15 protein-coding genes, 1 tRNA gene, 2 rRNA genes and 1 pseudogene (1 of these 19 cut by a window edge) are annotated in these 25,670 nt (G+C 67.7%); 4 read left to right on the top strand and 15 right to left on the bottom strand.

Going from position 1 to position 25,670, the window contains the following annotated elements; all coding sequences use genetic code 11:
- Nucleotides 1-69 precede the first annotated feature (69 nt).
- Nucleotides 70-369 (bottom strand): annotated as a pseudogene (locus JEK78_RS23750) (transposase); the annotation flags it as partial.
- A 371-nt stretch (nucleotides 370-740) separates the two neighbouring features.
- Nucleotides 741-1,214, bottom strand: coding sequence for a MarR family transcriptional regulator (locus tag JEK78_RS04245; RefSeq protein WP_200263988.1), 474 nt, complete (start codon nucleotides 1,212-1,214; stop codon nucleotides 741-743).
- A 61-nt stretch (nucleotides 1,215-1,275) separates the two neighbouring features.
- Here JEK78_RS04245 and JEK78_RS04250 point away from each other — a divergent pair, with 61 nt between their 5' ends.
- The 3 genes from JEK78_RS04250 (at nucleotide 1,276) to JEK78_RS04260 (ending at nucleotide 3,509) form a co-directional block, all read left to right on the top strand.
- Nucleotides 1,276-1,662, top strand: coding sequence for a cupin domain-containing protein (locus JEK78_RS04250; protein WP_242483260.1), 387 nt, complete (start codon nucleotides 1,276-1,278; stop codon nucleotides 1,660-1,662).
- 199 nt (nucleotides 1,663-1,861) lie between these two features.
- Nucleotides 1,862-3,100, top strand: a complete 1,239-nt coding sequence (locus tag JEK78_RS04255; protein ID WP_200262758.1) for a helix-turn-helix transcriptional regulator — start codon at nucleotides 1,862-1,864, stop codon at nucleotides 3,098-3,100.
- 46 nt (nucleotides 3,101-3,146) lie between these two features.
- Nucleotides 3,147-3,509 carry a hypothetical protein gene (locus tag JEK78_RS04260; protein WP_200262759.1) on the top strand — a complete coding sequence of 121 codons (363 nt, stop codon included), beginning with the start codon at nucleotides 3,147-3,149 and terminating at the stop codon, nucleotides 3,507-3,509.
- Nucleotides 3,510-3,837: 328 nt separating this feature from the next.
- On the opposite strand, the gene JEK78_RS04265 is transcribed toward JEK78_RS04260, so the two are convergent.
- The 9 genes from JEK78_RS04265 to JEK78_RS04305 all read right to left on the bottom strand — a co-directional run bounded on the left by JEK78_RS04265 (nucleotide 3,838) and on the right by JEK78_RS04305 (nucleotide 18,351).
- Nucleotides 3,838-4,308 carry a DNA starvation/stationary phase protection protein gene (locus tag JEK78_RS04265; protein ID WP_200262760.1) on the bottom strand — a complete coding sequence of 157 codons (471 nt, stop codon included), beginning with the start codon at nucleotides 4,306-4,308 and terminating at the stop codon, nucleotides 3,838-3,840.
- A 175-nt stretch (nucleotides 4,309-4,483) separates the two neighbouring features.
- Nucleotides 4,484-4,864, bottom strand: coding sequence for a helix-turn-helix transcriptional regulator (locus tag JEK78_RS04270; RefSeq protein ID WP_200262761.1), 381 nt, complete (start codon nucleotides 4,862-4,864; stop codon nucleotides 4,484-4,486).
- A gap of 109 nt (nucleotides 4,865-4,973) precedes the next feature.
- A complete protein-coding gene (locus JEK78_RS04275) occupies nucleotides 4,974-5,519 on the bottom strand; it encodes a CinA family protein (RefSeq protein WP_200262762.1) in 546 nt (181 codons plus the stop codon).
- Nucleotides 5,516-6,418 carry a CDP-diacylglycerol--glycerol-3-phosphate 3-phosphatidyltransferase gene (gene pgsA, locus JEK78_RS04280; RefSeq protein ID WP_200262763.1) on the bottom strand — a complete coding sequence of 301 codons (903 nt, stop codon included), beginning with the start codon at nucleotides 6,416-6,418 and terminating at the stop codon, nucleotides 5,516-5,518. The genes JEK78_RS04275 and pgsA overlap by 4 nt, the downstream gene beginning before the upstream one ends.
- Nucleotides 6,415-7,896: a 30S ribosomal protein S12 methylthiotransferase RimO gene (rimO, locus tag JEK78_RS04285; protein ID WP_200262764.1), complete on the bottom strand. Its 1,482-nt coding sequence runs from the start codon at nucleotides 7,894-7,896 to the stop codon at nucleotides 6,415-6,417. Before rimO ends, pgsA begins: the two co-directional genes overlap by 4 nt.
- Before the next feature lie 132 nt (nucleotides 7,897-8,028).
- Nucleotides 8,029-8,874 (bottom strand): RodZ domain-containing protein, encoded by an 846-nt coding sequence (locus JEK78_RS04290; RefSeq protein WP_200262765.1) that lies wholly within the window; start codon nucleotides 8,872-8,874, stop codon nucleotides 8,029-8,031.
- Nucleotides 8,875-9,134: 260 nt separating this feature from the next.
- Nucleotides 9,135-11,861 carry a DNA translocase FtsK gene (locus JEK78_RS04295; protein WP_200262766.1) on the bottom strand — a complete coding sequence of 909 codons (2,727 nt, stop codon included), beginning with the start codon at nucleotides 11,859-11,861 and terminating at the stop codon, nucleotides 9,135-9,137.
- A gap of 142 nt (nucleotides 11,862-12,003) precedes the next feature.
- Nucleotides 12,004-12,663, bottom strand: a complete 660-nt coding sequence (locus tag JEK78_RS04300) for a response regulator (protein WP_200262767.1) — start codon at nucleotides 12,661-12,663, stop codon at nucleotides 12,004-12,006.
- 219 nt (nucleotides 12,664-12,882) lie between these two features.
- Entirely contained in the window at nucleotides 12,883-18,351 is a 5,469-nt protein-coding gene (locus JEK78_RS04305; protein ID WP_200262768.1) for a HAMP domain-containing protein, read from the bottom strand.
- Between the two features lie 386 nt (nucleotides 18,352-18,737).
- On the opposite strand from JEK78_RS04305, the gene JEK78_RS04310 reads away from it, so the two are divergent.
- On the top strand, nucleotides 18,738-21,485 hold the full coding sequence (locus tag JEK78_RS04310) for a SpoIIE family protein phosphatase (protein ID WP_200262769.1): 2,748 nt from the start codon (nucleotides 18,738-18,740) through the stop codon (nucleotides 21,483-21,485).
- Nucleotides 21,486-21,669: 184 nt separating this feature from the next.
- On the opposite strand, the gene JEK78_RS04315 is transcribed toward JEK78_RS04310, so the two are convergent.
- The 4 genes from JEK78_RS04315 to JEK78_RS04330 form a co-directional block, all read right to left on the bottom strand.
- Nucleotides 21,670-21,742: transfer RNA gene (locus JEK78_RS04315), tRNA-Thr, on the bottom strand.
- Between the two features lie 82 nt (nucleotides 21,743-21,824).
- Nucleotides 21,825-22,502 (bottom strand): DegT/DnrJ/EryC1/StrS family aminotransferase, encoded by a 678-nt coding sequence (locus tag JEK78_RS04320; protein ID WP_200262770.1) that lies wholly within the window; start codon nucleotides 22,500-22,502, stop codon nucleotides 21,825-21,827.
- Nucleotides 22,503-22,599: 97 nt separating this feature from the next.
- Nucleotides 22,600-22,716 (bottom strand): 5S ribosomal RNA (rrf, locus tag JEK78_RS04325).
- Between the two features lie 82 nt (nucleotides 22,717-22,798).
- Nucleotides 22,799-25,670, bottom strand: a 23S ribosomal RNA gene (locus JEK78_RS04330); it runs 253 nt beyond the window's last position.

Below are 25,670 nucleotides of genomic sequence, written 5' to 3' on the forward strand. Positions count from 1 at the left end.
GTCGAAGACCAAGCGCTCCATGCCGTGCTCGACCAGCCGAGCCCGGAACCTCGCCAGCACCGTGAAGTCGAAACCGGTGTCGGTCAACTCCAGTCCCAGCGCGTACTTCCACGACAGGCGCTCACGCACCGCCTCCGCGGCCTGCCGGTCGGTCAGGTTCTCCGCGAACTGCAACACCGTGACCAGCGCCAGCATCCCCGGCGACAATCCCGCCGGCCCGCGCGCACCGAACGCCTCCGCGAACGGCTCGTCCGCGAACACCCCCGCCAACTCCTCCCGAACCCGCATCGCCAGCGAGCCGTCCGGGAACACCACCGCGGCCACCGCCGCCGTCAACTCCGGAACCTCTGGTAACCCCTGCGGCCGCATCGACACCGAGCACCGTCCTCCCCGGGCCCCGCAACAACCCGGCAGGACCCAACGGAACGATCATCCCCGACCCGACGAGCACCCCGCAGCAAAATGCGCAACAGAGTCCATGACGTGGGCAAAACGACCAGACGCCCCGAGAGCATCACCGAACGAAACAGGATGAAAGCTAACAAAGGTTAAATTTCAAGCTGATGGCTGGCTACGTCGGGGGATGGATCCCGGACGGGCCCATCACGCTGGACGCATGAGATCGCCCTGAAAGGGGGATCGCTCGCTTCTGGAAGCAGGAAGCGCTCGATGCATAGTCGTCCCGCTTCACCTGCTGCGGTCGCCGTGGCCGCGCCTGGTCACCGCGCCACCGTGCTGCTTCACCAGACGGGGCGCAACGGCGGGATCGAGTCGCCAGCCAAAGTGCGGATGATGGCTGCGAGTTCAGCCCGCGGGACCTGTCGACCGACCTCGTGGAGCTGTTTGGCCAGTTGTGTCTCCAGCTCGTGCAGGATCCGCCCGGCCACGGCGAGGTGCCTCAGAGCCTTGTCGGTCAGAACGACGAGCTTGCGCCGACCTCCAGCGGGATGTGGCTGGCGTTCCACGTAGCCCCGCTTCTCCAGGTCGTCGATGATCTGGCCAGCAGCCTGCTTGGTGACCCCGAGTTCCTCAGCCAGCTCACTGCTGGTCGCGCCGGAACCGTGCAGCACCTGGAAGACCAGGCCGTGCATAGGGCGCAGGTCGGCATAGCCCGCGGCGTCAAGGCGGCTCACGAACTCGGAGAGGACCAGCTGGAAGGCCATCCCGAGCAAGAAGGTGAGCTCGGTTCGCTCGAGTGGGTCGTGGGTCTCCATCGGTTCATCTTGACACATCGATGTAAAGTGGCTTTACTCGCAGCAAGTAAAGTTACTTTATATGAGAGACGCCATGAACGTGGTCAGCGAGAGCGAGCAGCGGACGACCAAGACCCCCGCCGGTTCGATGTTCGGCCTGGCGGCCCCCAGTCAGGGGAGCGCCGAGGTCAGCACGTGGCGGGTGGAGCTGGGAGCGGACTCGGTCACGCCGGTACACATCATCGACCGCGAACAGGTGTGGATGCCCCTGTCGGGCGAGTTCGAGGTCGAGGTGGAGGGCAAGACCGGTCAGGCCAAGGCCGGTCAGGCCATCATCGTGCCCGCCGGGGCGGTGCGACAGCTGAAGGCCGTGGGCGGCCCGGCGGAGGCACTGGTCGCCATGGTCGTCGGCGGCAAGGCGATGATGCCCGGCAGCGAGGACAAGATCCCGCTCCCGTGGGCCGAGTGACCATTCCCGACGGAACAGCCCGACCAGGCCAACCCCCGATGGTTCTGGTCGGGCTGTTCGCCTCTCCGGGCCCTGTGTCGCCGTCCGTACGTGACTGCGAGGCCGGAAGCACCAGACGTCGAGCACGACCCGACCAATCCGACTAAGCCCCGCCCCCTACTCTGGTCAGTGAAGAGCTGATCAGAGTAGGGGCGAGACCGTGCCGTCTGATGCCACCCCCGACCCGTACACCACTCCGCTCGCATTCGGTCTGCGGATGCAGATCCACCGCCAGCGTCGAGGTACCCGGACCGTCCTGGCCGGTCTCCTGGACCGGTCGCCATCCTGGGTGAAGCAGGTGGAGTCGGGCGTGATCCAGCCACCGAGGCTCCCCATGATCCTGCGTATCGCCGAACTGCTGCGTGTCCGGGACCTCGCCGACCTCACGGGCGATCAGACGATGGCCGCGGAGCTGTTCATCGGGCCTGGGCATCCGAGGCTGGCGGCGGTCAAGGCCGCCGTGGATGTCTTCCCGGCCGGCCACGACCGGGAGGCTCCGCCCGCCATGCACCTGCGGCACCGCCTGGACGGGGCGTGGGAGGCCCGGCACGAGGCGCCGAACCACCGCGAGGTCGTCGGCGCGTTGTTGCCGGACCTGATCCGTGACGCCCAGCTCGCCGTCCGCCAGGCCGACACCGGCGCCGAGCGGCGCGCCGCGCAGGCCCTGCTGTCGGAGGTGTACTCCCTCAGTCAGTTCTTCGTGGCCTATCAGCCCGACAGTGCGCTGCTGTGGCAGGTCGCCGAGCGGGGCATGGTGTGTGCTCAGGAGTCGGAGGATCCTCATGCCATCGGGGTGGCGGCGTGGCTGAGCGCGCAGGCTCACCGGGACAGCGGGCCGGCGCACTTCGGGGCGGCGGACGCGGTCACGCTGGGTGCCCTGCGCTACCTCGAGCCGCTGCTGCCCGACGCTGGCGACGATGTGCTCGCTGTGGCGGGGGCGTTACGGTTCGAGGCCGGGTACACGGCGGCCCGCCGTGGTGAGACGGGCTCGGCGTGGGGCTGGTGGGACAAGGCGGACGAGGTGGCGAGGAAGCTGCCGGCGGGCTATTTCCATCCGGTGACGAGTTTCGGTCGCGCCATCATGGGCGCGCACGCGGTGACGGTGGCGGTCGAGCTGCATCAGGGGGGCGAGTCCGTGAGGCAGGCGACCCGCACGGACAGGTCGGTGATCCGGTCGCGGCCTCGGCGGGCTCGGCATCGCATCGAGGAGGCTCGTGCGTACCAGCTCGATGGGCAGCCGGATACGGCTCTCGCGACGCTCGACAAGGCGCACGAGGCGGCGCCGGAGACGATTCGGTACAACGGGTACGCGCGGCGGATCGTGTTGGAGGAGACGGAGGCGCGGCGGCCGGAGCGGCGGCGTCGGGCGTCGGAACTGGCGGTGAAGCTGGGGGTGTGAGGGGTGGGCAGGATTCCTGCCCCTGCCCGGTGCGTGGGGGCGCGGCGTGAGTCAGATCACCGAGCCCGTGGAGGCCCCGAGCATGTCCGCCACCCCCGACACCCAGCATCCACCCAGCATCCTGCGCACCCTGCCCCTGCCCGACCCTGACGGTATCGCCGACGCTCAGCGCCCCGGCACCTCGTGCGTGTGGTGCCAGGCCGAGTTGACCATCGCCACGGCGGTGAATCTCGGCGAGCGGGTCACGGGCGGCCTGCGCTGGTGGCCGCGTTCCTGCCCCGCCTGTGTGCCCGTCAAGGCCCATCGGGCGCTCCTGGACCACCCTGCCGGGTGCGCGGAGTGTGCTGGGGGCGGCAGGTGTGGGCTGCTGGTGGGTCTGTACCGGGTCGTGCGGGACGGTATGCGGTGAGGGTCCGGTGTGCGCGATGCGGTCGGGTGGTGGAGGGGGAGGCGGAGCGGCATGTGATTCATGCTGCGTCGGGTGCGGGGGCGACGGTGTACCGGTGCCGGGGTGGCTGCGATCGTGAGGGTCGGCCGGGGGTGTCGGCGTCGGATTCCGGGCGGTCGTGAGGGGATGTCTCAGTCAGTCGGCAGGTGGTCGGGCGTTCCGGAATCGTTCCGGTGGGGTCTCGATCGCCAGGGATTCTCCGACCGACGTCGTCCCACCACGAGACGTGGCGACCCACGTAGATACGGGCGACTTCCCAGGTTACAAGCGTGGACCCCCTCCGGCCTGCTCAACCGTTCTCGGCCTGGAACATCCAGTGATGCTTTTCGAGCGCGGCGGTGACCTGCACGAAAATGTCCTGTGTCACTGGGTCCGGGTCTCCTGTCGCGGTGATCCGCCCCCGCATCCGGGTGATCACCGCACCAAGGGCTTCGACGACCGCGCCCACGGCGGTGCCGTCCTCGATCCAGCCCTCCGGAGTCACCCCGATCCCACTCCCGACGGCGACGGTCGCCGCCCGGCCGTCCGGCGGCACACCCAGCGCGGCGGCGCGTTCGGCCACCGCGTCGGAGTAGGCACGTGCGGTGGCCACGACCTCGTCCAGTTGCAGGTGAACCGTGCGGAACCGAGGCCCCACCACGTTCCAGTGGATCTGCTTGGCGACCAGAGCGAGGTCGACCAGGTCCACCAGTGCCCCTTGGAGGGCCTCGGACACCACCCGAAGGTTCGCGTCGGACAGCGGGCTCTTCACGACGTACATCCGTGCCTCCGTCGAATCGCCCCCGTCTGCTCCTCCCACCATGGCCGTGGACTGGGAGTCAGGCAAACGGACGGCGCACGCGGTGTCACCCAGCGCCACTGGCCCTTCGGGGATCGGTGGCCTCGCCCACGATTTGGCGGCGTGGAGCCGTCGTCGAAGCCTCCGCGGGACACACTCAGGCGGCCACGACGTCCACGGCTTCGGCAGGCGCCTTGATCGTCACCCGCTCCGGCGGCACCCCGGCGACGGAAACGGAGCCCAACATCGGCCGGACAGGCGTGGGCACGGTCTCGCTCGGGGTGGCGGCGGCAGACCTCGCCAACTCGGCGAGAGCGAGCTCGTCACTCACTTCCCGCATCAGCTCGGACATGCGGACATCCAGCGCGTCGCAGATCGCGGAGAGCAGCTCGGAGGACGCCTCCTTCTGGCCCCGCTCCACCTCGGAGAGGTAGCCGAGTGAAACTCGAGCGGACGAGGAGACTTCACGCAGAGTACGGCCCTGGCGCTGGCGCTGCCGACGCAGCACGTCACCCAACAGGCGACGGAGCAGAATCATCGGTGGCTCCCTCCTCGGACCGCGTAACCGCATCCTCCACGCCCCACCGTACCGCCTAGCGTCGCGGCCGTGCGGGGAGCGATGTCGTGTTCACTCAGGGCTGCAAACATCAAAACCCCCCGTGTTGTTCCGTATCCTGCGCCCGCCTGTTCCCGGGACGTTCGCCCGAGAGTTCTCGCAGGAGCAGGCCGAGTACGCTCCGTACACTCTCCTTACGAATGTCCGCGCGCTCGCCGTTCAACCGCAGTGCCCGCACTTTTCCGCCGGCCGCGGCGGCCGAAACGGCCGTCGCCGGTCCGGTCACGGCGATGAAGACCGTGCCCACGGACATGCCGTCCTGTGGCTCGGGGCCGGCCACACCGGTCGTCGCCAGACCCCAGTCGGCGCCGAGCAGGGCCCGCACACCCGCCGCCATCTCGACCGCCACCTGCGCGTCCACTGCTCCCCGCTCGGCCAGAAGCGTGGCGTCCACGCCCAGCAGACGGTGCTTGAGCTCGGTGGCGTAGGCGGTGACGGAGCCTCGGAACACCTCGGAGGCACCGGGCACCGAGGTGATCTCCGCCGCCACCAGGCCACCGGTCAGCGACTCCGCGATGGCGAGCGTCCGCCGCGTCACCTTGAGTAGTCGAACCACGTCGGAGGCCGGACAGCTCACGTTTCGGCGCGCCCTTCGACCGCCCGGGACTCGGCGATTCCCCGCCCCCGCAGCACAATGGCCTGTTTCACGTAGTCCAGTCCCGTGGCGACGGTGAGGACGACCGCCACCGCCATCACCCAGAACCGAAGTGTGGCCAATGGGCCGGTCAGCGCCAGGACGTACATGCCGACCGCCACTCCCTGGGTGAGCGTCTTCAGCTTTCCGCCCCGGCTCGCCGGGATCACGCCGTATCTGATGACGACGAAGCGCAACAGAGTGACGCCCAGCTCCCGACCGAGGATCACTCCCGTCACCCACCACGGCAACTCGTCCAGGAAGGAGAGGCAGACCAACGCCGCACCCATGATCGCCTTGTCGGCGATGGGGTCGGCGATCTTTCCGAAATCCGTGACCAGGTCGTAGGCGCGCGCGAGGTGGCCATCGAAGAGATCGGTGATCATCGCCACCGCGAACGCGGCCCAGGCGAAGGCGCGCCAGGCCGGATCGTACCCACCCTCGGCGAGCATCAGCGCCACGAAGGCGGGGACCAGCATGAGCCTGAGCATCGTCAGCAGGTTGGCGATGTTCCACACGCTCGTCTGGTTCACCGCGGCGGCAGTGATCTTGGCGCTCCGTGGCGGTCGGGAACCGTCCGAGGGTCCGCCCGTGTCGCCGCCGGCCTCGGCAGCCGGGTCCCTCGCCGACCACCGACGCCGACCGCCCGTGCGATCGTCGTTCCTCCCTGTCTCCGCCCCTCGCCGCGCGCGGGACTCGCCCGGCGTGCCGGTCTCGGGTGAAGCGGGCGAGGCCGGTCCACCGCCCGCGCGACGAGCCGCCGCCTCGGCACTGGTCGCGGCACGGGGGGCGACGTTCCGCGCCGGGGAGCCACCCCCCGCGGACGCCGGGATTCCGGTCATCTGCCCGCCTCCTCGATCCGCGGGAGCGGCCCACGCAGCGGCTCCGCCACGAGGTCGACGCCCTCCGTACTCACCACCCTCGCGTCGACCATAAGACCGGCACTCAGGCCCTCGCTGCTCGTGAGGAGCACTTGGCCGTCCGTCTCCGGCGCCTGGTGCGCCGCTCGACCGAGCACACCGTCGGGGCCTTCGACGGACTCGACCAGGACGCTGACGGTCGATCCCACACGCTCCTCGGCCCGCTGGCCGACGAGTTCTTCCGCGAGCCGGGACACGCGAGCCAACCGGTCGGCGACGACCTCGGCGGGGAGCTTGTCCCGGTAGCCCGCCGCCTCCGTCCCCTCCTCGTCGGAGTACCCGAAGACACCGATGGCGTCCAGCCTGGCCCGGCTCAGGAAACGTTCCAGTTCCGCGAGATCGGTCTCCGACTCGCCAGGGAACCCCACGATGAAATTGGAGCGCACGCCGGCCTCGGGTGCCTTGGCTCGCACGGTCTCCAGCAACTCCAGGAAGCGCTCGGTGTCCCCGAAGCGACGCATGGCCCGCAGCACACCCGGCGCGCTGTGCTGGAAGGACAGATCAAAATAGGGGGCGACCTTGGGGGTGGAGGTCAGCACCTCGACGAGCCCCGGACGCATCTCGGCCGGCTGGAGATAGCTGACGCGAATTCGTTCGATTCCGTCGACCGCGGCCAACTCGGGAAGCAGGGTCTCCAAGAGCCGGATGTCGCCGAGGTCCTTGCCGTAGGAGGTGTTGTTCTCGGAGACCAACATGACCTCCTTGACTCCCTGCTCCGCGAGCCACCGCGTCTCCCCCAGCACGTCCGAGGGGCGCCGGGAGATGAACGATCCGCGGAAGGAGGGAATGGCGCAGAACGAGCACCGCCGATCGCACCCGGAGGCCAGTTTCACCGACGCCACGGGAGAACCGTCCAGTCGCCGACGGAGCGGAGCCCGGGGTCCGGAGATCGGCGCGACGCCCTCGGGAAGATCCTCGGGAACGGTCGTCCCATGTCCGGGGAGGCCCACGGACGAACCCGCGTGCTGCCTCTCCGCAGGGCTGATCGGCAACAGCTTGCGCCGGTCGCGAGGGGTGTGCGCGGCGTGAACTCCGCCGCCGAGAATGGTCCGCAGCCGGTCGGAGATGTCCGCGTAGTCGTCGAAGCCGAGCACGCCGTCGGCCTCCGGCAGGGCTTCGGCGAGTTCCTTGCCGTATCGCTCGGCCATGCAGCCCACGGCCACGACGGCCTGGGTTCTGCCGTGGCCCTTGAGGTCGTTGGCCTCCAAAAGGGCGTCCACGGAGTCCTTCTTGGCGGCCTCGACGAATCCGCAGGTGTTGACCACGGCGACATCGGCGTCCTGGGCACTCCCCACGAGCTGCCAGCCGTCCGTCTCCAGACGACCCGCGAGCTCTTCGGAGTCCACCTCGTTACGGGCACAACCCAGGGTGACCAGTGCGACGGTACGGCGTTCAGGCATGGGCTCAAGACTACTTCGTCCCGCGGACGACCCACGTCGACGGGGGTTGGCCGCCCCGCTCGCCCGGCCTCTCACCGCGCGGGCGGTCGGGTTCCGCCTCCGGTCCGCGACGCCCGGAGAGCCGCACCGCCCCTAGCCGTCCTGGGGATCACCCGTGGTGTATGTCAATCGCTCCACCGCTCCGGGCTGGAAATCGCCTTCGATCTTCTTGCCGTTCACATGGAGCTGGACGGCTCCGGCGTCGCCGAGAACCAGGTTGATCTCGGAATCGTCCTGGAAGGTCTTGATCTCACCCTCTTCGAGCAGGCCGTCGAAGAGCACCTTGCCGCTGTGGTCCTTGGCCGAGATCCAGCTGCGTCGTTCCACCGCGCCGACCCGAACGGTCACCTTGTCCAGAGGTGCCGCCGCGATCACGCTGTCCGTCGGTTCCGGGCGCGGGCCCGCCGGCGTCGACTCCTCCGATCGAGGGGTGGAGGACTCGGTGGACGCGGGCGTGCCGCCGCCCGCCAGATTCCCCTCGCTCCCGTCGTCGCCGTCCTTGACGATCGTGAAACCGACGAAGCCGACCAAGCCGACGATCGCCGCGACCATGGCCGCCGTCCAGTTCGGTCCGCGTCTCTCGGGTCGGATCCGCTCGGCCTCGAACAAGGTGGCCGGAGTCGACGGCGCACGCCCCCCTCGGTCGGCGTCGAAGCGCTCGATCAAAGGTTCGGGATCGAGTCCGAGAGCGCGCGCCAGCGCGCGAATATGACCGCGGGCGTACACGTCGCCGCCACACGACGCGAAGTCGTCCGCCTCGATGGCCCGCACGATGCCGACACGCACACGGGTGGCACCGCTGAGATCGTCGACGGTCCGTCCCGAGTCCACCCGCGCGCGCCTCAACGCGTCCCCGACGGTAGGAGTGGACTCCTCGGGAGTGTCCTGGGGCGCCCCGTCGAACGGGCGCTCTTCTTCAGGGGAGTTGTCGATGGACACGGGGGCGCCTTTCGAGCGTGTAGCCGCCTGTGCTAAGGCTTCAGTGTAGGGGTGGTACGAACGGGTGGAGCAACCCGGCGACCGACCCCGCTACGCCAGGGGAAGGGTTCGACACACCGATGGCGGAGCGGCGGTCGCCCCAGCCGCTCGGCAGGGCGTAGAGCGCGCGTTCCTGGTGGCGCGCGACGCACGCACGCCGTCCCGGCCCGCCCGGGTCGGACCGACCCCGGCCACGAGCCGCCCGGGCCGGTCGCGTGTCCCTACCCCTCGGACTCTCCTCGGATCAGCGCGAGAACACCGTCGAGCTCTTCGGGCTTCACCAGGACGTCGCGCGCCTTGGAACCCTCACTGGGTCCCACCACGTTCCGCGACTCCATGAGGTCCATCAGTCGTCCGGCCTTGGCGAACCCGACCCGGAGCTTGCGCTGGAGCATGGAGGTCGAGCCGAACTGGGTGGACACGACCAACTCCGCCGCCTGGCACAACAGATCGAGGTCGTCACCGATGTCCTCGTCGATCTCCCTCTTCTGCTTGGTTCCCACCACGACGTCGTCTCGGAAGACCGGGGTCATCTGCTCCTTGCAGTGCCGGACGACCTCGGCGACCTCCTCCTCGGTCACATACGCTCCCTGCATCCGTACCGGCTTGTTCGCCCCCATGGGGAGGAACAGCCCATCGCCCTTTCCGATGAGCTTCTCGGCGCCGGGCTGGTCGAGGATGACCCTGGAGTCGGCGAGCGAGGATGTGGCGAAGGCCAGACGGGAGGGGACGTTCGCCTTGATCAGACCGGTCACGACGTCGACGGAAGGGCGTTGGGTGGCGAGCACCAGGTGGATGCCGGCCGCGCGCGCGAGCTGGGTGATCCGCACGATGGCGTCCTCGACGTCACGTGGGGCGACCATCATGAGATCGGCCAGCTCGTCGACGATCACCAGGAGATAGGGGTAGGGCCGCAGCTCGCGCTCGCTCCCCGGAGGCGGCTCCACCCTGCCCTCGCGCACGGCACGGTTGAAGTCGTCGATGTGCCGGAACCCGTAGGCGGCGAGGTCGTCGTAGCGCAGGTCCATCTCTCGGACGACCCACTGGAGCGCCTCCGCGGCCCGCTTGGGGTTGGTGATGATCGGCGTGATCAGGTGAGGGATGCCCTCGTAGGCCGTCAGCTCCACGCGCTTGGGGTCGACGAGGATCATGCGCACGTCCTCGGGGGTCGCACGCATCATCACAGAGGTGATCAGACAGTTGACGCAGGACGACTTGCCGGAGCCGGTGGCCCCGGCGACCAGCAGGTGGGGCATCTTCGCCAGCGAGTGCATCACATACCCGCCCTCGACGTCCTTCCCGAAGGCGACCAACATCGGATCGTCGTCCTCCGCGGACTCGGCGAGGCGGAGGACGTCGCCGACGTTGACCATCTCGCGGTCGGTGTTGGGGATCTCGATCCCGACTGCCGACTTGCCGGGGATCGGGCTGATGATCCGTACGTCCGGACTCGCCACCGCGTACGCGACGTTCTTGGTGAGCGCGGTGATGCGCTCGACCTTCACCGCGGGCCCGAGTTCGACCTCGTAGCGCGTCACCGTGGGTCCCCGGGTGAAACCGGTGACCCGGGCGTCGACCTTGAACTGGCTGAACACCGTGGTGAGCGCGCGGACGACGGCGTCATTGGCCGCGCTGCGCGCCTTGCCGGGCCCACCCCGGGCAAGGAGGTCCAACGGCGGCAGGGCGTAGGTGACATCGCCGGAGAGGCGGAGTTGTTCCGCACGGGGTGGCAGATCGCGCTCCGTCGCGGGTGGGGACTTGGTGAGGTCGGGGACCTCGGCGCTCTCGCGGAGACCGCCACCGCGAGGAGACCCCGCCGCCCCCGGCGGGCCCGGTCGGGTGGGCGGCGCGGGCGAGGGGGGCGGCGCGGGTGCCGGTGCGGGGGCAGTGTGCTCCCGATCGGCCGAGTGGACGCCCTGGGTGAGGTCGGCGACCAGCCGTGAGGGCGGCATCCCGTGCAACACCGCGCCGTCCAGGTCGGTGGCCGCGGCCGCCGCCACGTCCACCGGATCGCTCGCACGGCCCACGTCGGGTTGCGGCACGGCCGGCCGCCGGGGGCGCGTCCGTCGTCGCGCCGGAGTGTCCGGCGCAGCCGCGGAACGGGACACGGGCGCGGGACGGGCCGCCGTGGCCACCTCCTCGGAGGCGTCGTACACCGGGTGCTCGGAGTCGGAGTCGTCCGGCTCCCTGACAAGACCGAGCCGAACCCCCAACTGTCGCGACCGTTCCGGGATCGCGCTCACCGGTGTGGCGGTGACCACCAGCAGTCCGAAGACGGTGAGCAGCACCAGCATCGGCACCGCCAGGACGTCGGTCATCATGTGCGACAGCGGCGTGGCCACCGCCCAGCCGATCAGGCCCCCCGCGTTCCTTATGGCTTGTATGCCGTCGATGCGAGCGGGCGAGCCCGCGGCGATGTGCACCTGCCCGAGAACCCCGACGACCAGCGCCGACAGACCGATGACGATGCGGCCGGTGGCCTCGGGTTTCTCCGGGTGCCGGACGAACCGCATCGCCACGACCACCAGGAGGATCGGGAGCATCAGATCGAGTCGGCCGAAGGCACCGGTGACGAGAATCTCCACCAGGTCGCCCAGGGGGCCGCGAAGATCGGCCCAGGTTCCCGCGGCCACGATCAACGCGACCGCGAAGAGCAGCAGAGCCACGCCGTCCTTCCGATGCGCGGGGTCGAGGTTGCGCGCCCCCTCTCCGAGCCCGCGCAGCACGGCACCGACGGCGCGGCCGAGTCCCAGCCAGAGGGCCCGAAGAAGGCGGTGGACGCCGCCGGGACGAGAAGTCGGAGGCGGCGACGACCTCCGACCGGGCCGCCTTCCGGCCGGGGCTCGCTTGACGGCGGGCTTCTTCGGGACGGCCTTCCTCGCCGGAGCCTTCGACCGAGCCGGCTTCTTCGCGGGCTGCTTCTTGGCTGAGGAGGGACGTGAGGCCATGGGTGCGAGATTACCGGTGGAGGCGCCCGTGAACACGCGCTCGGGCGGCTTCACCCCCTCGTGTCCCGCCGCCGCCCGGCGCGAACTCGCCCCGCGCACGGATGACCTGACATCCGTTCACGCGCGGTTGGCGCCGCGGCTGCTACTCGCCGGGGGAGCCCGGCTCCAGGGCGTCCAGCGCACGCCGCAGACCGGTGAGTTTGCGTTCCAGGTGTGCCGCGGTGGCCACGACCGCGGCATCCGACGACTCTCCGCCCAACTGCTTGGACAGTGCCTCGGCCTGCTCCTCGACGGCCGCCAGCCGGGCGGAGAGCTCCGCGAGCAATCCGGCCGGCTCCGCCGCCCCGTGCCGCTCCGACCTGCCTCCGGCGTCCAACTGCAACCGAAGCAACCCCGCCTGCTCCCGCAGTTGGCAGTTCTTCATGTACAACTCGACGAAGACGGAGACCTTCGCCCGCAGGACCCAGGGGTCGAACGGCTTGGAGATGTAGTCCACGGCTCCGGCCGCGTAACCGCGGAAGGTGTGGTGCGGACCATGGTTGATGGCGGTGAGGAAGATGATCGGGATGTCCCGGGTGCGTTCCCGCCGCTTGATGTGCGCGGCCGTCTCGAAGCCGTCCATCCCCGGCATCTGGACATCCAGCAGGATGACCGCGAAATCGTCCGTGAGCAGCGCCTTGAGCGCCTCTTCCCCTGACGATGCCCGCACCAGCGTCTGATCGAGCGCGGAGAGGATCGCCTCCAGCGCCAGCAGATTCTCCGGCCGGTCATCGACCAGGAGGATCTTGGCCTTCTGCACCATGGCCTGCCCTCCTCGCCCCGGCGTGGGGCCTCCCCAGTCCACAGGACCCGGGGCGGCGGCAGGCGCCACCCCCGGGGACGGCTCCCTTCCGCCGCCGGTCCTCGTGCCGGTCATCGTAGCCGCACCCCGCCTGCCACCACACCCTGTCACCGCGATGTCACTGCGCACGATACGGGAACGCGGCTCCGTCCCGGCTGGTTCCCCTCCCGGGCCACGGGGTCAGGCAGGGTGAGTCCACTCTTCCATCACCGCCAGCAGGTGATCCGGGTCGACCGGCTTGGTGACGTAGTCCGAGGCACCCGACTCGATCGCCTTCTCCCGGTCCCCCTTCATGGCCTTCGCGGTCAGCGCGATGATCGGCAGTCCCGCGAACTGCGGCATCCGACGGATGGCGGTCGTCGTGGCGTACCCGTCCATCTCGGGCATCATGATGTCCATCAGGACCACCGCGACGTCGTCGTGCTGTTCCAGGACCTCGATCCCCTCACGCCCGTTCTCCGCGTAGAGCACGGAGAGGCCGTGCTGTTCCAGCACGCTGGTGAGGGCGAAGACGTTGCGGATGTCGTCGTCGACGATCAATACCTTCTGGCCCCCGAAGAGCACGCCGCTTCGGGGCACCGGGTCGGCCTCCGCGTCGGGGGCCGACCATCGTGTCGGCACGGCGGGAGACGCCGACGCCTCCTGCCGTCGGTCCCGGAAGAGAGCCGCGGGGCCGCTCACGGCCTCCTGGTAGGAGGTCACCTCCGCCGGCGGCCCGGTCTCACTCTCGGGCCGAGTCGACGCCTCGGCCCTGGAGGAGGCCTCCGAGGCGCCGTCCTCCCTCGGGGGCACCGGCTGGGCGTATCCGTGCGGCGGCAGCTCCGCGGGGTGAAGCGGCAGATAGAGGGTGAAGGTGGAGCCGCGACCCGGCTCGCTCTGCGCGTGGATCTCACCACCGAGAAGTTGCGCGATCTCTCGCGAGATCGACAACCCCAGGCCAGTGCCACCGTATTTACGGCTGGTCGTCCCGTCGGCCTGCTTGAACGCCTCGAAAATCACCCGCATCTTGCTCGCCGCGATCCCGATGCCGGTGTCGGTCACCGAGAAGGCGATGATCTCGGCATCCGGATCGGTCAGCGAACCCGCTTCCAGCAACTGTTCCCTGATGGCGGGCGGAACCTCGTCCCGGATGGGCCGGATGACCAGCTCGACCGACCCGGAATCCGTGAACTTCACGGCGTTGGACAACAGGTTGCGCAAGACCTGGAGCAGACGCTGCTCGTCGGTGTGCAACGTCGCGGGCAATTCGGGCGAGACCCGCACGGACAGGTCCAGTCCCTTCTCCGCGGTGAGGGGCCGGAAAGTCGCCTCGACGTAGTCGACGAGTTGGACGAGAGCGATCCGGGTCGGAGAGACGTCCATCTTGCCCGCCTCGACCTTGGACAGGTCCAGGATGTCGTTGATCAGCTGAAGGAGGTCGGAGCCCGCGCCGTGAATGGTCTCGGCGAACTCCACCTGCTTGGGCGAGAGATTGCCCTCGGCGTTGTCCGCCAGGAGCTTGGCCAGGATGAGGAGCGAGTTCAAGGGGGTCCGCAACTCGTGGGACATGTTGGCCAGGAACTCGCTCTTGTAGCGCATGGAGACGGCGAGTTGCTCGGCCCGCTCCTCCAGGACCTGCCTGGCCTCCTCGATCTCGGTGTTCTTGACCTCGATGTCGCGGTTCTGCTGGGCCAGCAACTCCGCCTTCTCCTCCAGCTCGGCGTTGGAGGCCTGCAGGGCCTTCTGCCGCAGTTCAAGCTCCTCCGAGCGCTCCCGCAGCTGCTCGGTGAGCTCCTGCGACTGTTCGAGGAGCACCTCGGTCTTGGTGTTGACCGAGATGGTGTTGACGCTGGTCGCGATCATCTCCGCGATCTGGCTGAGGAAGTCCCTCTGGATCTGCGTGAACGGGGTGAAGGAGGCCAACTCGATCACCCCCAGTACCTGCCCCTCGAAGAGGACGGGAAGGACGATCACCTGGGCGGGTGGGGCCTCGCCGAGACCGGAGGAGATCTTCAGGTAGCCGCTCGGCGCGTTCTCGACCAGGATCGTCCTCCTCTCCTCGGCCGCCGTGCCGACGAGCGCCTCCCCAGGACGGAACGAGGTGGGCATGGACCCTGTCGAATAGCCGTAGGAACCGAGCATGCGGAGTTCGTACTGGCCCTCGCCGCCTCCGGCGGGCTCCTTGTCGTCGACGAGCGGCAGGGCGAGGAAGAAGGCGCCGTGCTGGGCCGAGACGACCGGCGTCAGCTCGCTCATGATCAATGAGGCGATGTCCTGCAGGTCCCGGCGCCCCTGCATCAGCGCGGAGATGCGAGCCAGGTTGCCCTTGAGCCAGTCCTGCTCCTTGTTGGCGATCGTGGTGTCACGCAGGTTGGCGATCATCTTGTTGATGTAGCCCTGAAGTTCGGAGATCTCCCCCGAGGCATCCACGTCGATCTTCAGATTCAGGTCGCCGCGGGTCACCGCGGTGGCCACTCGGGCGATGGCCCGGACCTGCCGCGTCAGGTTGCCGGCCATCTCGTTCACCGACTCGGTCAGGTCGCGCCACGTCCCGTCGACGTCACGGACGCGAGCCTGCCCCCCGAGCTGGCCCTCGGTCCCCACCTCGCGCGCGACCCTGGTGACCTCCTCGGCGAAGGAGGACAACTGATCCACCATCGTGTTGATGGTCGTCTTCAGCTCCAGGATCTCCCCGCGGGCATCGATGTCGATCTTCTTGGTCAGGTCGCCCTTGGCGATGGCCGTCGTCACCATGGCGATGTTGCGGACCTGCCCGGTGAGGTTCGACGCCATCTGGTTCACGGACTCGGTGAGGTCCTTCCACGTGCCCGCCACTCCCGGGACATGCGCCTGACCTCCGAGGATGCCGTCCGTTCCCACTTCACGGGCCACCTTGGTGACCTGCTCCGCGAAGGAGCTGAGGGTCTTCACCATGGTGTTGAAGGTGTCCGCGAGCTGCGCCACCTCACCCCGGGCCTCGATCGTCACGGTCCGGGTCAGATCGCCGTTGGCGACGGCGGCGGCCACCTGGGAGATGTTCCGCACCTGCACGGTGAGGTTCTTGGCCATCAGGTTGACGTTGTCGCTGAGGTCCTTCCAGATGCCGACCACACCGGGGACGTGCGCCTGGCCACCCAAGATGCCCTCCGTCCCCACCTCGCGCGCGACCCGCGTCACCTGCTCGGCGAACGAGGACAACTGATCCACCATCGTGTTGACGGTCGTGACCAGCTCCAGGATCTCGCCCTTGGCATCGACGGTGATCTTCTTCGAGAGGTCCCCCTTGGCGACGGCGGTGGTGACCTCGGCGATATTGCGGACCTGCATGGTCAGGTTGTTCGCCATCCCGTTCACGGACTGGGTCAGGTCCTTCCAGGTACCGGAGACGCCCTGCACCTCGGCCTGGCCGCCCAGGATGCCCTCCGTCCCCACCTCGCGCGCGACCCGCGTCACCTCCTGGGCGAACGAGGACAACTGATCCACCATCGTGTTCAGCGTGTTCTTCAGCTCCAGGATCTCCCCGCGCGCGTCCACCGTGATCTTCTGGGAGAGATCACCGCGGGCCACCGCCGTGGCGACCTGCGCGATGTTGCGGACCTGAGCAGTGAGGTTCCCCGCCATGCCGTTCACCGAGTCGGTCAGATCCCGCCAGACGCCCGCGACGCCGGGGACCTGCGCCTGGCCCCCGAGGCGCCCCTCGGTCCCCACTTCGCGCGCGACCCGGGTCACCTGCTCGGCGAACGAGGACAACTGATCCACCATCGTGTTGATGGTGTTCTTCAGTTCCAGGATCTCGCCGCGCGCGTCGACGTCGATCTTCTGGGACAGATCGCCCCGCGCCACGGCGGTCGTCACCTGCGCGATGTTGCGCACCTGTGACGTCAGGTTCCCGGCCATGGAGTTGACGGAGTCGGTCAACTCCTTCCATGTACCCGAGACCCCGTCCACGCGGGCCTGACCGCCCAGCCGGCCCTCCGTGCCCACGTCCCGGGCCATGCGAGTGACCTGGTCGGCGAAGCTCGACAACTGGTCGACCATGGTGTTCACGGTGTTCTTCAGCTGGAGCATCTCGCCGGAGACGTCCACGGTCACCTTCTGCGAGAGATCACCGTTGGCCACCGCCGTCGTCACCTGCGCGATGTTGCGTACCTGACCGGTGAGATTGCGGAACGCCGTGTTGACCGAGTCGGTCAGGTCCTTCCACGTCCCCGCCGCGCCCGGCACCTGCGCCTGACCGCCCAACTCGCCCTCGACGCCGACTTCCCGCGCCACCCGGGTCACCTCGGCACCGAAGGAGGAGAGCTGGTCGACCATGGTGTTGACGGTGTTCTTCAACTCCAGCATCTCGCCGGCCACGTCGACCGTGACCTTCTGCGACAGATCGCCGTTGGCCACCGCCGTCGTCACCGCGGCGATGTCGCGCACCTGGGTGGTGAGGTTGCGGAACACCGTGTTGACCGAGTCCGTCAGGTCCTTCCAGGTACCCGCCGCGCCTGGGACGTTGGCCTGACCTCCGAGACGTCCCTCGGCGCCGACCTCGTTGGCCACCCGGGTGACCTCGTCCGCGAAGATGCGCAGTGTCTCGGTCATCTGGTTGATCGTGTCGGCGAGGCGCGCCACCTCGCCACGCGCCGGCACCGTGACCTTGCGGGACAGATCACCGTTGGCCACGGCGGTGGTGACCTCCGCGATCCCGCGTACCTGCGCGGTGAGGTTCCCCGCCATGGTGTTGACGGAGTCGGTGAGCTCCTTCCAGACCCCCGCGACCCCCGGCACCCGCGCCTGACCGCCCAACGCGCCCTCGGTCCCCACCTCACGCGCTACCCGGGTCACCTCCGAGGAGAACGCGGAGAGCTGGTCGACCATGGTGTTGACGGTGTTCTTCAACTCCAGCATCTCGCCGGCCACGTGGACCGTCACCTTGCGGGACAGGTCGCCCTTGGCCACCGCCGTGGTCACCAGCGCGATGTCCCGTACCTGTGCGGTGAGCCGGTACGCCATCGTGTTGACGGAGTCCGTGAGGTCCTTCCAGGAGCCCGACATCCCCCGCACCCTGGCCTGACCGCCGAGCTTGCCCTCGGTGCCGACCTCGCTCGCCACACGGGTCACCTCGTCCGTGAACGTCGACAACTGGTCGACGAGGTTGTTCACGGTCCGCCCGACCTTCAGGAACTCCCCCCGCAGCGGATGACCCGCGCCGTCCGGGGCCGCCGTCCGCAGCTCCATCCGAGGTGACAGATCACCGTCGGCCACGGCGGAGAGGACGCGGCCCACCTCGGAGACCGGCCGCACGAGATCGTCGACCAGCGCGTTGGAGTGGTCGATGGCCACCGCCCAGGCGCCCTCCGCCGCCCCGGTCTCGAGACGCTCCGTGAGCCTGCCCTCACGCCCGACCATGCGCCGCACCCGGGCCAGCTCGCCGGTCAGGTGCAGGTTGCGGTCGGCCACCTCGTTGAAGACGGCGGCGATCTCCGACATCACCCCGTCTCCCGACACCGTGAGCCGCTTGCGGAAGTTGCCGTCCCGCATCGACTGCAGAGCCGCCAGCAACCGGTTCAGGGCGACCGTGTCCACAGTGGTGGTACCGCCCCGAGGCCTTCCCCGGGTACTCGACGACGGCTTGCCCTTCGCACGCGTCTCCGTGCCCCGCGCCCCTGCGCCAGACTCCACTGTGTCCCTCCCTCAGGGTTCGACCGTCACCGCGTCGACCGGCATCACCGCCCGGCGTACCGCCGCGTACTACCTGTACCACTGCGCGGGCCCTCTTGATCCGGCGGGCCGCTTCCCGGGCCGCGGCACGCCGCGCATGTCGGCGGTCCGTCCGCCCGGGCCTCCCTCGAGGAGCCTGCCCAGTGTTTCACCCCCGCCGAACCAGGCCATAACAGTTCGGCGGCTTCGCCCACCGTCCGCACACCAACGGGCGGAAACACCGCAGACCGGTATCCGCCCGGACGGCGAAGGTAAGTAACCTTGCATACGACTGTCCAGCCGTACCGGACCCGTCCGGTGAGCGGGGCGGCGAGGAGACAAGCGTGCCACGGAGGGGCGGCCGGACGATGAGCACCGGACTGGTATCGGGGGAACCCCCTCTGGACCCCAGTGTGACGGACGACGCCCCGGATCGACGGCGGACTGTCGGCCCGGGGTCCGCGGACGCGGAGACAGGGGAAAGGGTTTCTGTGATCACCGCACGTGCCGCCGCGGCGTTCGAGCCCGTGGGAAGATCGGTGGCAGGCGCCCGCTCGTTCGTCCGAGAAAGCCTCCAGGGCTGGGGATTCGCCGACCTCGTCGACGACGCGGTGGTCCTCACCAGCGAGCTGGTGACCAATGCCGTCGTCCACGCCGGCACCTCCGCCGAGGTCGTCTGTCTACGCGGTGACGAGGGTGTCCGGATCGAGGTGGCCGACCGCTACCCCGAACGGGAACTCCCGGTGCGGGGCCTCGCTCCCCACCCGGGGGGCCCGGACCGTGAAGGAGGGCGGGGCCTCCAGTTGTGCGCCGCGCTCGCCGACCGCTGGGGCGTGGAGTACACGGCGACGCACAAGAAGGTGTGGTTCCAGCTCGACCTGCCCGACCGTCCCGTCGGTACGCGCAGCGCCGGGCCCGCTCTCCCCACCGAGTCGCTTCCGCGCGCCGGGGCGAGGGTTCGGGTGGCCGTCGCACAGGTGGAGCGTGGCGGCACCATCACGGCATGGAACGACGACGCCGCGGAGCTGTTCGGCTATCCGGCGGAGCAGGTCACGGGAAAGCCGCTCACCGACCTCGCGGCCTGGCCCCACACACCCGGGACGGGCACCGGCATCGCCGAGGCGCTGCGCCTCTCCCGCTGGGAAGGCAGCTACGGGATCCGCGACGCCAGGGGGCGCGTGGTGCCCGTGTACGCCTCTCACCTCAGGGTCCGCGACGCGGAGGGTGAGCCCTCGACCGTGTGCCTGCTGGTTCGGGACCACGAGCGTGCGGTGTTGCAGACCTCGCCGCGGCAAATCCCGTCCGAGGCGTCCACCTCCGAAGCACGAAGCCGCGACCCCTTCGAGGCCTTCATCGGATCGCCCGCCCCGGACGACCTGGACAGTCTCCTCCAACGCACGGTGGAGCGGGCGCGTGACATGGTCGACGGCGACGCGGCCTTCCTGCTGCTCGCCACCGACGACGAGACGGAACTGGAGGTGCGTGCCTCCACCGGCCTGCCCTCCATCCGTCAGCGGTTCGCCCGGGTTCCCGTCGAGGCGGGCCCCGGACGCTACGGATCGGCCCGGATGCCCGCCGTCCACGAGGACCTGACCATGGTCCCGGGCGCCGTACCCCTGCTGAACAGCACCGGAATGCGGTCGGTGGTCACCGTTCCCCTGAAGGTCGAGGGCCGGCTCACCGGCTCCCTCGGGGTCGCGGCGGAGTCTCCGGCCCGCTACTCCAACGACGACGCGCTCCGCCTGCAGTTCGCTGCGGATCGGATCGCGTTGGCCGTCGAATCCGCCCGGCTCGGCGAGCTGGAGCGGTTGCGTCGCGGATCGCTCAGCTTCCTGGTCGAGGCGTCCGACCTGCTCGCCGGCACGCTCGATCGTGATCAGACGCTGGCCCTCATGGCCCAGATGACGGTCCCGCGGCTGGCCACCTGGTGCGCCGTCTACACCATCGCCGAACAGTCCTCCGACCCCTCGCTCTCCTACGTGCTGCACGAGGACGAGGACCTCATCGACGGCATCAGGTCCCTGCTCTCCAAGATCCCGCCACCGGAGCCGGTCGTGACCCCCGGCGCCGTCGTGTGGACGGCCCCGGCAGAGGTCGCCCACGAGGCGGCGCTGCGCACATCGATGCGCAGCCTGGGGCTGGCCGGAGGCCCCATTCGCAAGGTCACGCCCGGCATCGGCCCGACCCTGGCCACGGCCTCCGCGGTGGGAGGGGAGACGGTGGTCCTGCCCCTGGTGGCGCGAAACCGGGTCATCGGGATGCTCACCCTCGGCCAACCCGCAGACGAGCACTTCCGCCAGGAGATCCTGGAGCTGGCCGAAGACCTGTCCCGACGGGCCGCGCTCGCCTTGGACAACGCACGGCTCTACTCGGAACGGACGGCGATCAGCCAGTCTCTCCAGCGGAGTCTGCTGCCACCCGAGAGCCCGGCGATCGAGGGGGTGGAGGTCGAGGTCATCTACCGCGCCGCGGGCGAGGGCAACGAAGTGGGCGGTGACTTCTACGACGTGTTCCCGATCGGCGAAGGCGCCTACGGCTTCGCGATCGGCGATGTGTGCGGGACGGGTCCGAACGCGGCGGCGGTCACCGGGCTGGCTCGCCACGCGCTGCGGCTGCTGGCCCGAGAGGGGCTGAACGGTCCGGCCGTACTGGAGCGCCTCAACTCGGCCATCCTCGACGAGGGGGCCCGCAGCCGCTTCCTCACGTTGCTGTACGGGGAGCTGCGGCCGCAGTCCGAGGGCGGCGCGGAACTGCGGCTCGTCTGTGCCGGTCACCCGCTGCCTCTGCGCCTGCGGCAGGACGGCACGGTGACGCCCGCAGCCGAACCACAGCCTTTGCTCGGGGTGTTGGAGGACCTCGAACTCTACGAGCAAACCGTCTTCCTCGACCCCGGCGACGTGCTGCTGTGCGTGACGGACGGAGTGACCGAACGCCGCGAGGGGACCCGCATGCTGGGCGACGACGGCCTTTGCGATGTCCTCACCACCTGCACGGGGCTGACAGCGGGCGCGGTCGCGGCTCGCATCATGCGGGCGGTGGAACGCTTCGCCGCGGACGCCCCGTCCGATGACATGGCCATCCTGGCGATGCGGGTACCGGAGCTTCGTGTGGACTGATCCCGCGGGCCGACGCCGCGACCCCGTCGATGTTGCGGCCCGTTCTCGTGGGCGAGGCACGCATGCCCGGCCTCGCCCACCCTGCCCTGCGCACCGGCAACGGCCTCTCGTCGGTTCGTCATCCACCGAGCAGTGGCACAGAACGAGAAAGGTCCCGCCCTCGCGGGCGAGACCTCCTCATGGGAGCCCCCAAACGGAATCGAACCGTTGACCTTCTCCTTACCATGGAGACGCTCTGCCGACTGAGCTATGGGGGCCTGTCTTCACCGAGGTGAATTCCTCCGTGCGACGAGATAGATCATACCCCGAACGCGCCGATGATCCGAACCAGACCGCCGTTCAGACAGCCGTTCCGAGGAGGGAGCCGAGCGCGTTGCAGGCGCGCACCATGCGACGCATGTCGCGTCTGGTCAACGATGGGTGGACGGACAGCGCGAGCGTCTCCTCGGCCGCCCTCTCCGTCTCGGGCAGGGCGACCGGGCACCGGAACTCTGGCAGGCGGTGGACCGGTGTCCTCACGGGAACCACGCAGTCGACTCCCCTGAGTCGAATGGCTCGTGCGAACGCGTCGCGGTCGGGGCGACCGTTGCCCGGCACCCGGATCACGTACTGGGCGTAGACATGATTGTCGTCCTTGGCCGGCGGACGCACCCCACGCAACCTCGCGTCCAGGTAGGAGGCATGTCGGCGGCGCCGCGTCCACTCGTCGGCCGGGAGCCGTGACTCGCGATGCTCGATCACCGGAAGCCCGTGCCCGCGGGCGGCCACCAGAAGGCGTTCGACGCCCTTGGTCGCACCGAACCGATGCACGGCGACTATCGCTGCGGTCGAGGAGCCGAGGACACTCTCCACAGCGACAGGATCAAGGCAATAGGTCGACGGATCTATGTCCGCGAACACCGGCCGGGCGGCGAGCTGCCGCACGGCCCCGGCCACTTCGACGTTTCCGAAGGCCGGAACGACGACCTCGTCGCCGGCTTCGACACCCGCGGCCCTAAGCGCCCCCACGATACTCATGCCCCTCACCGTGACCGCGGAACGTGAACCCGGGATGACGAGAAACAAAAAAGGGTTGGCCCCGGGAGATGAATCCCGGGGCCAACCCTCAATAATCGTTCGGCGGCGTCCTACTCTCCCACAGGGTCCCCCCTGCAGTACCATCGGCGCTGTAGAGCTTAGCTTCCGGGTTCGGAATGTAACCGGGCGTTTCCCCTACGCTAAAACCACCGAAACACAACGAAACAACAACCAGCACCCCACAACAGGGACAACCGTTCGTGGTTTCAGAACCAACACAGTGGACGCGAGCACCTACGGACAAGCCCTCGGCCTATTAGTACCGGTCAACTCCACACCTCACAGTGCTTCCATACCCGGCCTATCAACCCAGTCGTCTACTGGGAGCCTTACCCCATCAAGTAGGTGGGAGCCCTCATCTCGAAGCAGGCTTCCCGCTTAGATGCTTTCAGCGGTTATCCCTCCCGAACGTAGCCAACCAGCCATGCCCTTGGCAGAACAACTGGCACACCAGAGGTTCGTCCGTCCCGGTCCTCTCGTACTAGGGACAGCCCTTCTCAAGACTCCTACGCGCACAGCGGATAGGGACCGAACTGTCTCACGACGTTCTAAACCCAGCTCGCGTACCGCTTTAATGGGCGAACAGCCCAACCCTTGGGACCGACTCCAGCCCCAGGATGCGACGAGCCGACATCGAGGTGCCAAACCATCCCGTCGATATGGACTCTTGGGGAAGATCAGCCTGTTATCCCCGGGGTACCTTTTATCCGTTGAGCGACGGCGCTTCCACAAGCCACCGCCGGATCACTAGTCCCGACTTTCGTCCCTGCTCGACCCGTCGGTCTCACAGTCAAGCTCCCTTGTGCACTTACACTCAACACCTGATTACCAACCAGGCTGAGGGAACCTTTGGGCGCCTCCGTTACCCTTTAGGAGGCAACCGCCCCAGTTAAACTACCCATCAGACACTGTCCCTGATCCGGATCACGGACCCAGGTTAGACATCCAGCACGACCAGACTGGTATTTCAACGACGACTCCACCCACACTGGCGTACAGGCTTCACAGTCTCCCAGCTATCCTACACAAGCCGAACCGAACACCAATATCAAACTATAGTAAAGGTCCCGGGGTCTTTCCGTCCTGCTGCGCGAAACGAGCATCTTTACTCGTAGTGCAATTTCACCGGGCCTATGGTTGAGACAGTCGAGAAGTCGTTACGCCATTCGTGCAGGTCGGAACTTACCCGACAAGGAATTTCGCTACCTTAGGATGGTTATAGTTACCACCGCCGTTTACTGGCGCTTAAGTTCTCAGCTTCGCCCCACCGAAATGGAACTAACCGGTCCCCTTAACGTTCCAGCACCGGGCAGGCGTCAGTCCGTATACATCGCCTTACGGCTTCGCACGGACCTGTGTTTTTAGTAAACAGTCGCTTCTCGCTGGTCTCTGCGGCCACCCCCAGCTCAAGGCGCACAGCCCATCACCAGAAATGGCCCCCTTCTCCCGAAGTTACGGGGGCATTTTGCCGAGTTCCTTAACCATAGTTCACCCGAACGCCTCGGTATTCTCTACCAGACCACCTGAGTCGGTTTAGGGTACGGGCCGCCATGAAACTCGCTAGAGGCTTTTCTCGACAGCATAGGATCATCCACTTCACCACAATCGGCTCGGCATCAGGTCTCAGACACATGTCACGCGGATTTACCTACGCAACGCCCTACACCCTTACCCCGGGACAACCACCGCCCGGGATGGACTACCTTCCTGCGTCACCCCATCACTCGCCTACTACCAGCTCGGACCACCGGCTCCACCACAATCCATCCCCCGAAGGGTCCGGAACGGCTTCACGGGCTTAGCATCACCAGATTCGACGTTTGACGCTCCACAGCGGGTACCGGAATATCAACCGGTTATCCATCGACTACGCCTGTCGGCCTCGCCTTAGGTCCCGACTTACCCTGGGCAGATCAGCTTGACCCAGGAACCCTTGGTCAATCGGCGCAAACGTTTCCCACGTTTGAATCGCTACTCATGCCTGCATTCTCACTCGTCAACCGTCCACAACTGCCTTACGGCGCTGCTTCACCCGGCAAACGACGCTCCCCTACCCATCCACACACCCGTTAAGGCAACCATGTGAATGACACGACTTCGGCGGTACACTTGAGCCCCGCTACATTATCGGCGCGGAATCACTTGACCAGTGAGCTATTACGCACTCTTTCAAGGATGGCTGCTTCTAAGCCAACCTCCTGGTTGTCTCTGCGACTCCACATCCTTTCCCACTTAGCGTACGCTTAGGGGCCTTAGTCGATGCTCTGGGCTGTTTCCCTCTCGACCATGGAGCTTATCCCCCACAGTCTCACTGCCGCGCTCTCACTTACCGGCATTCGGAGTTTGGCTAAGGTCAGTAACCCGGTAAGGCCCATCGCCTATCCAGTGCTCTACCTCCGGCAAGAAACACACGACGCTGCACCTAAATGCATTTCGGGGAGAACCAGCTATCACGGAGTTTGATTGGCCTTTCACCCCTAACCACAGGTCATCCCCCAGGTTTTCAACCCTGGTGGGTTCGGTCCTCCACGAAGTCTTACCTCCGCTTCAACCTGCCCATGGCTAGATCACTCCGCTTCGGGTCTTGAGCATGCTACTCCAACGCCCTCTTCGGACTCGCTTTCGCTACGGCTACCCCACAACAGGTTAACCTCGCAACACACCGCAAACTCGCAGGCTCATTCTTCAAAAGGCACGCAGTCACGACACACAAACCCCGAAAGGCTCGCATGCGACGCTCCCACGGCTTGTAGGCACACGGTTTCAGGTACTATTTCACTCCCCCCGGGGTACTTTTCACCATTCCCTCACGGTACTATCCGCTATCGGTCACCAGGGAATATTTAGGCTTAACGGGTGGTCCCGCCAGATTCACACGGGATTTCTCGGGCCCCGTGCTACTTGGGAAAATCCTCAACGAGCCGCTGACATTTCGACTACGGGGGTCTTACCCTCTACGCCGGACCTTTCGCATGTCCTTCGCCTACATCAACGGTTTCTCACTCGCCTCACAGCCGGCAGACCATGAAAAAAGACATCCCACAACCCCGCACACGCAACCCCTGCCGGGTATCACACGCATACGGTTTGGCCTCATCCAGTTTCGCT

Origin of the sequence: Streptomyces sp. HSG2, from assembly GCF_016598575.1 — a bacterium.
Taxonomy (GTDB): domain Bacteria; phylum Actinomycetota; class Actinomycetes; order Streptomycetales; family Streptomycetaceae; genus Streptomyces.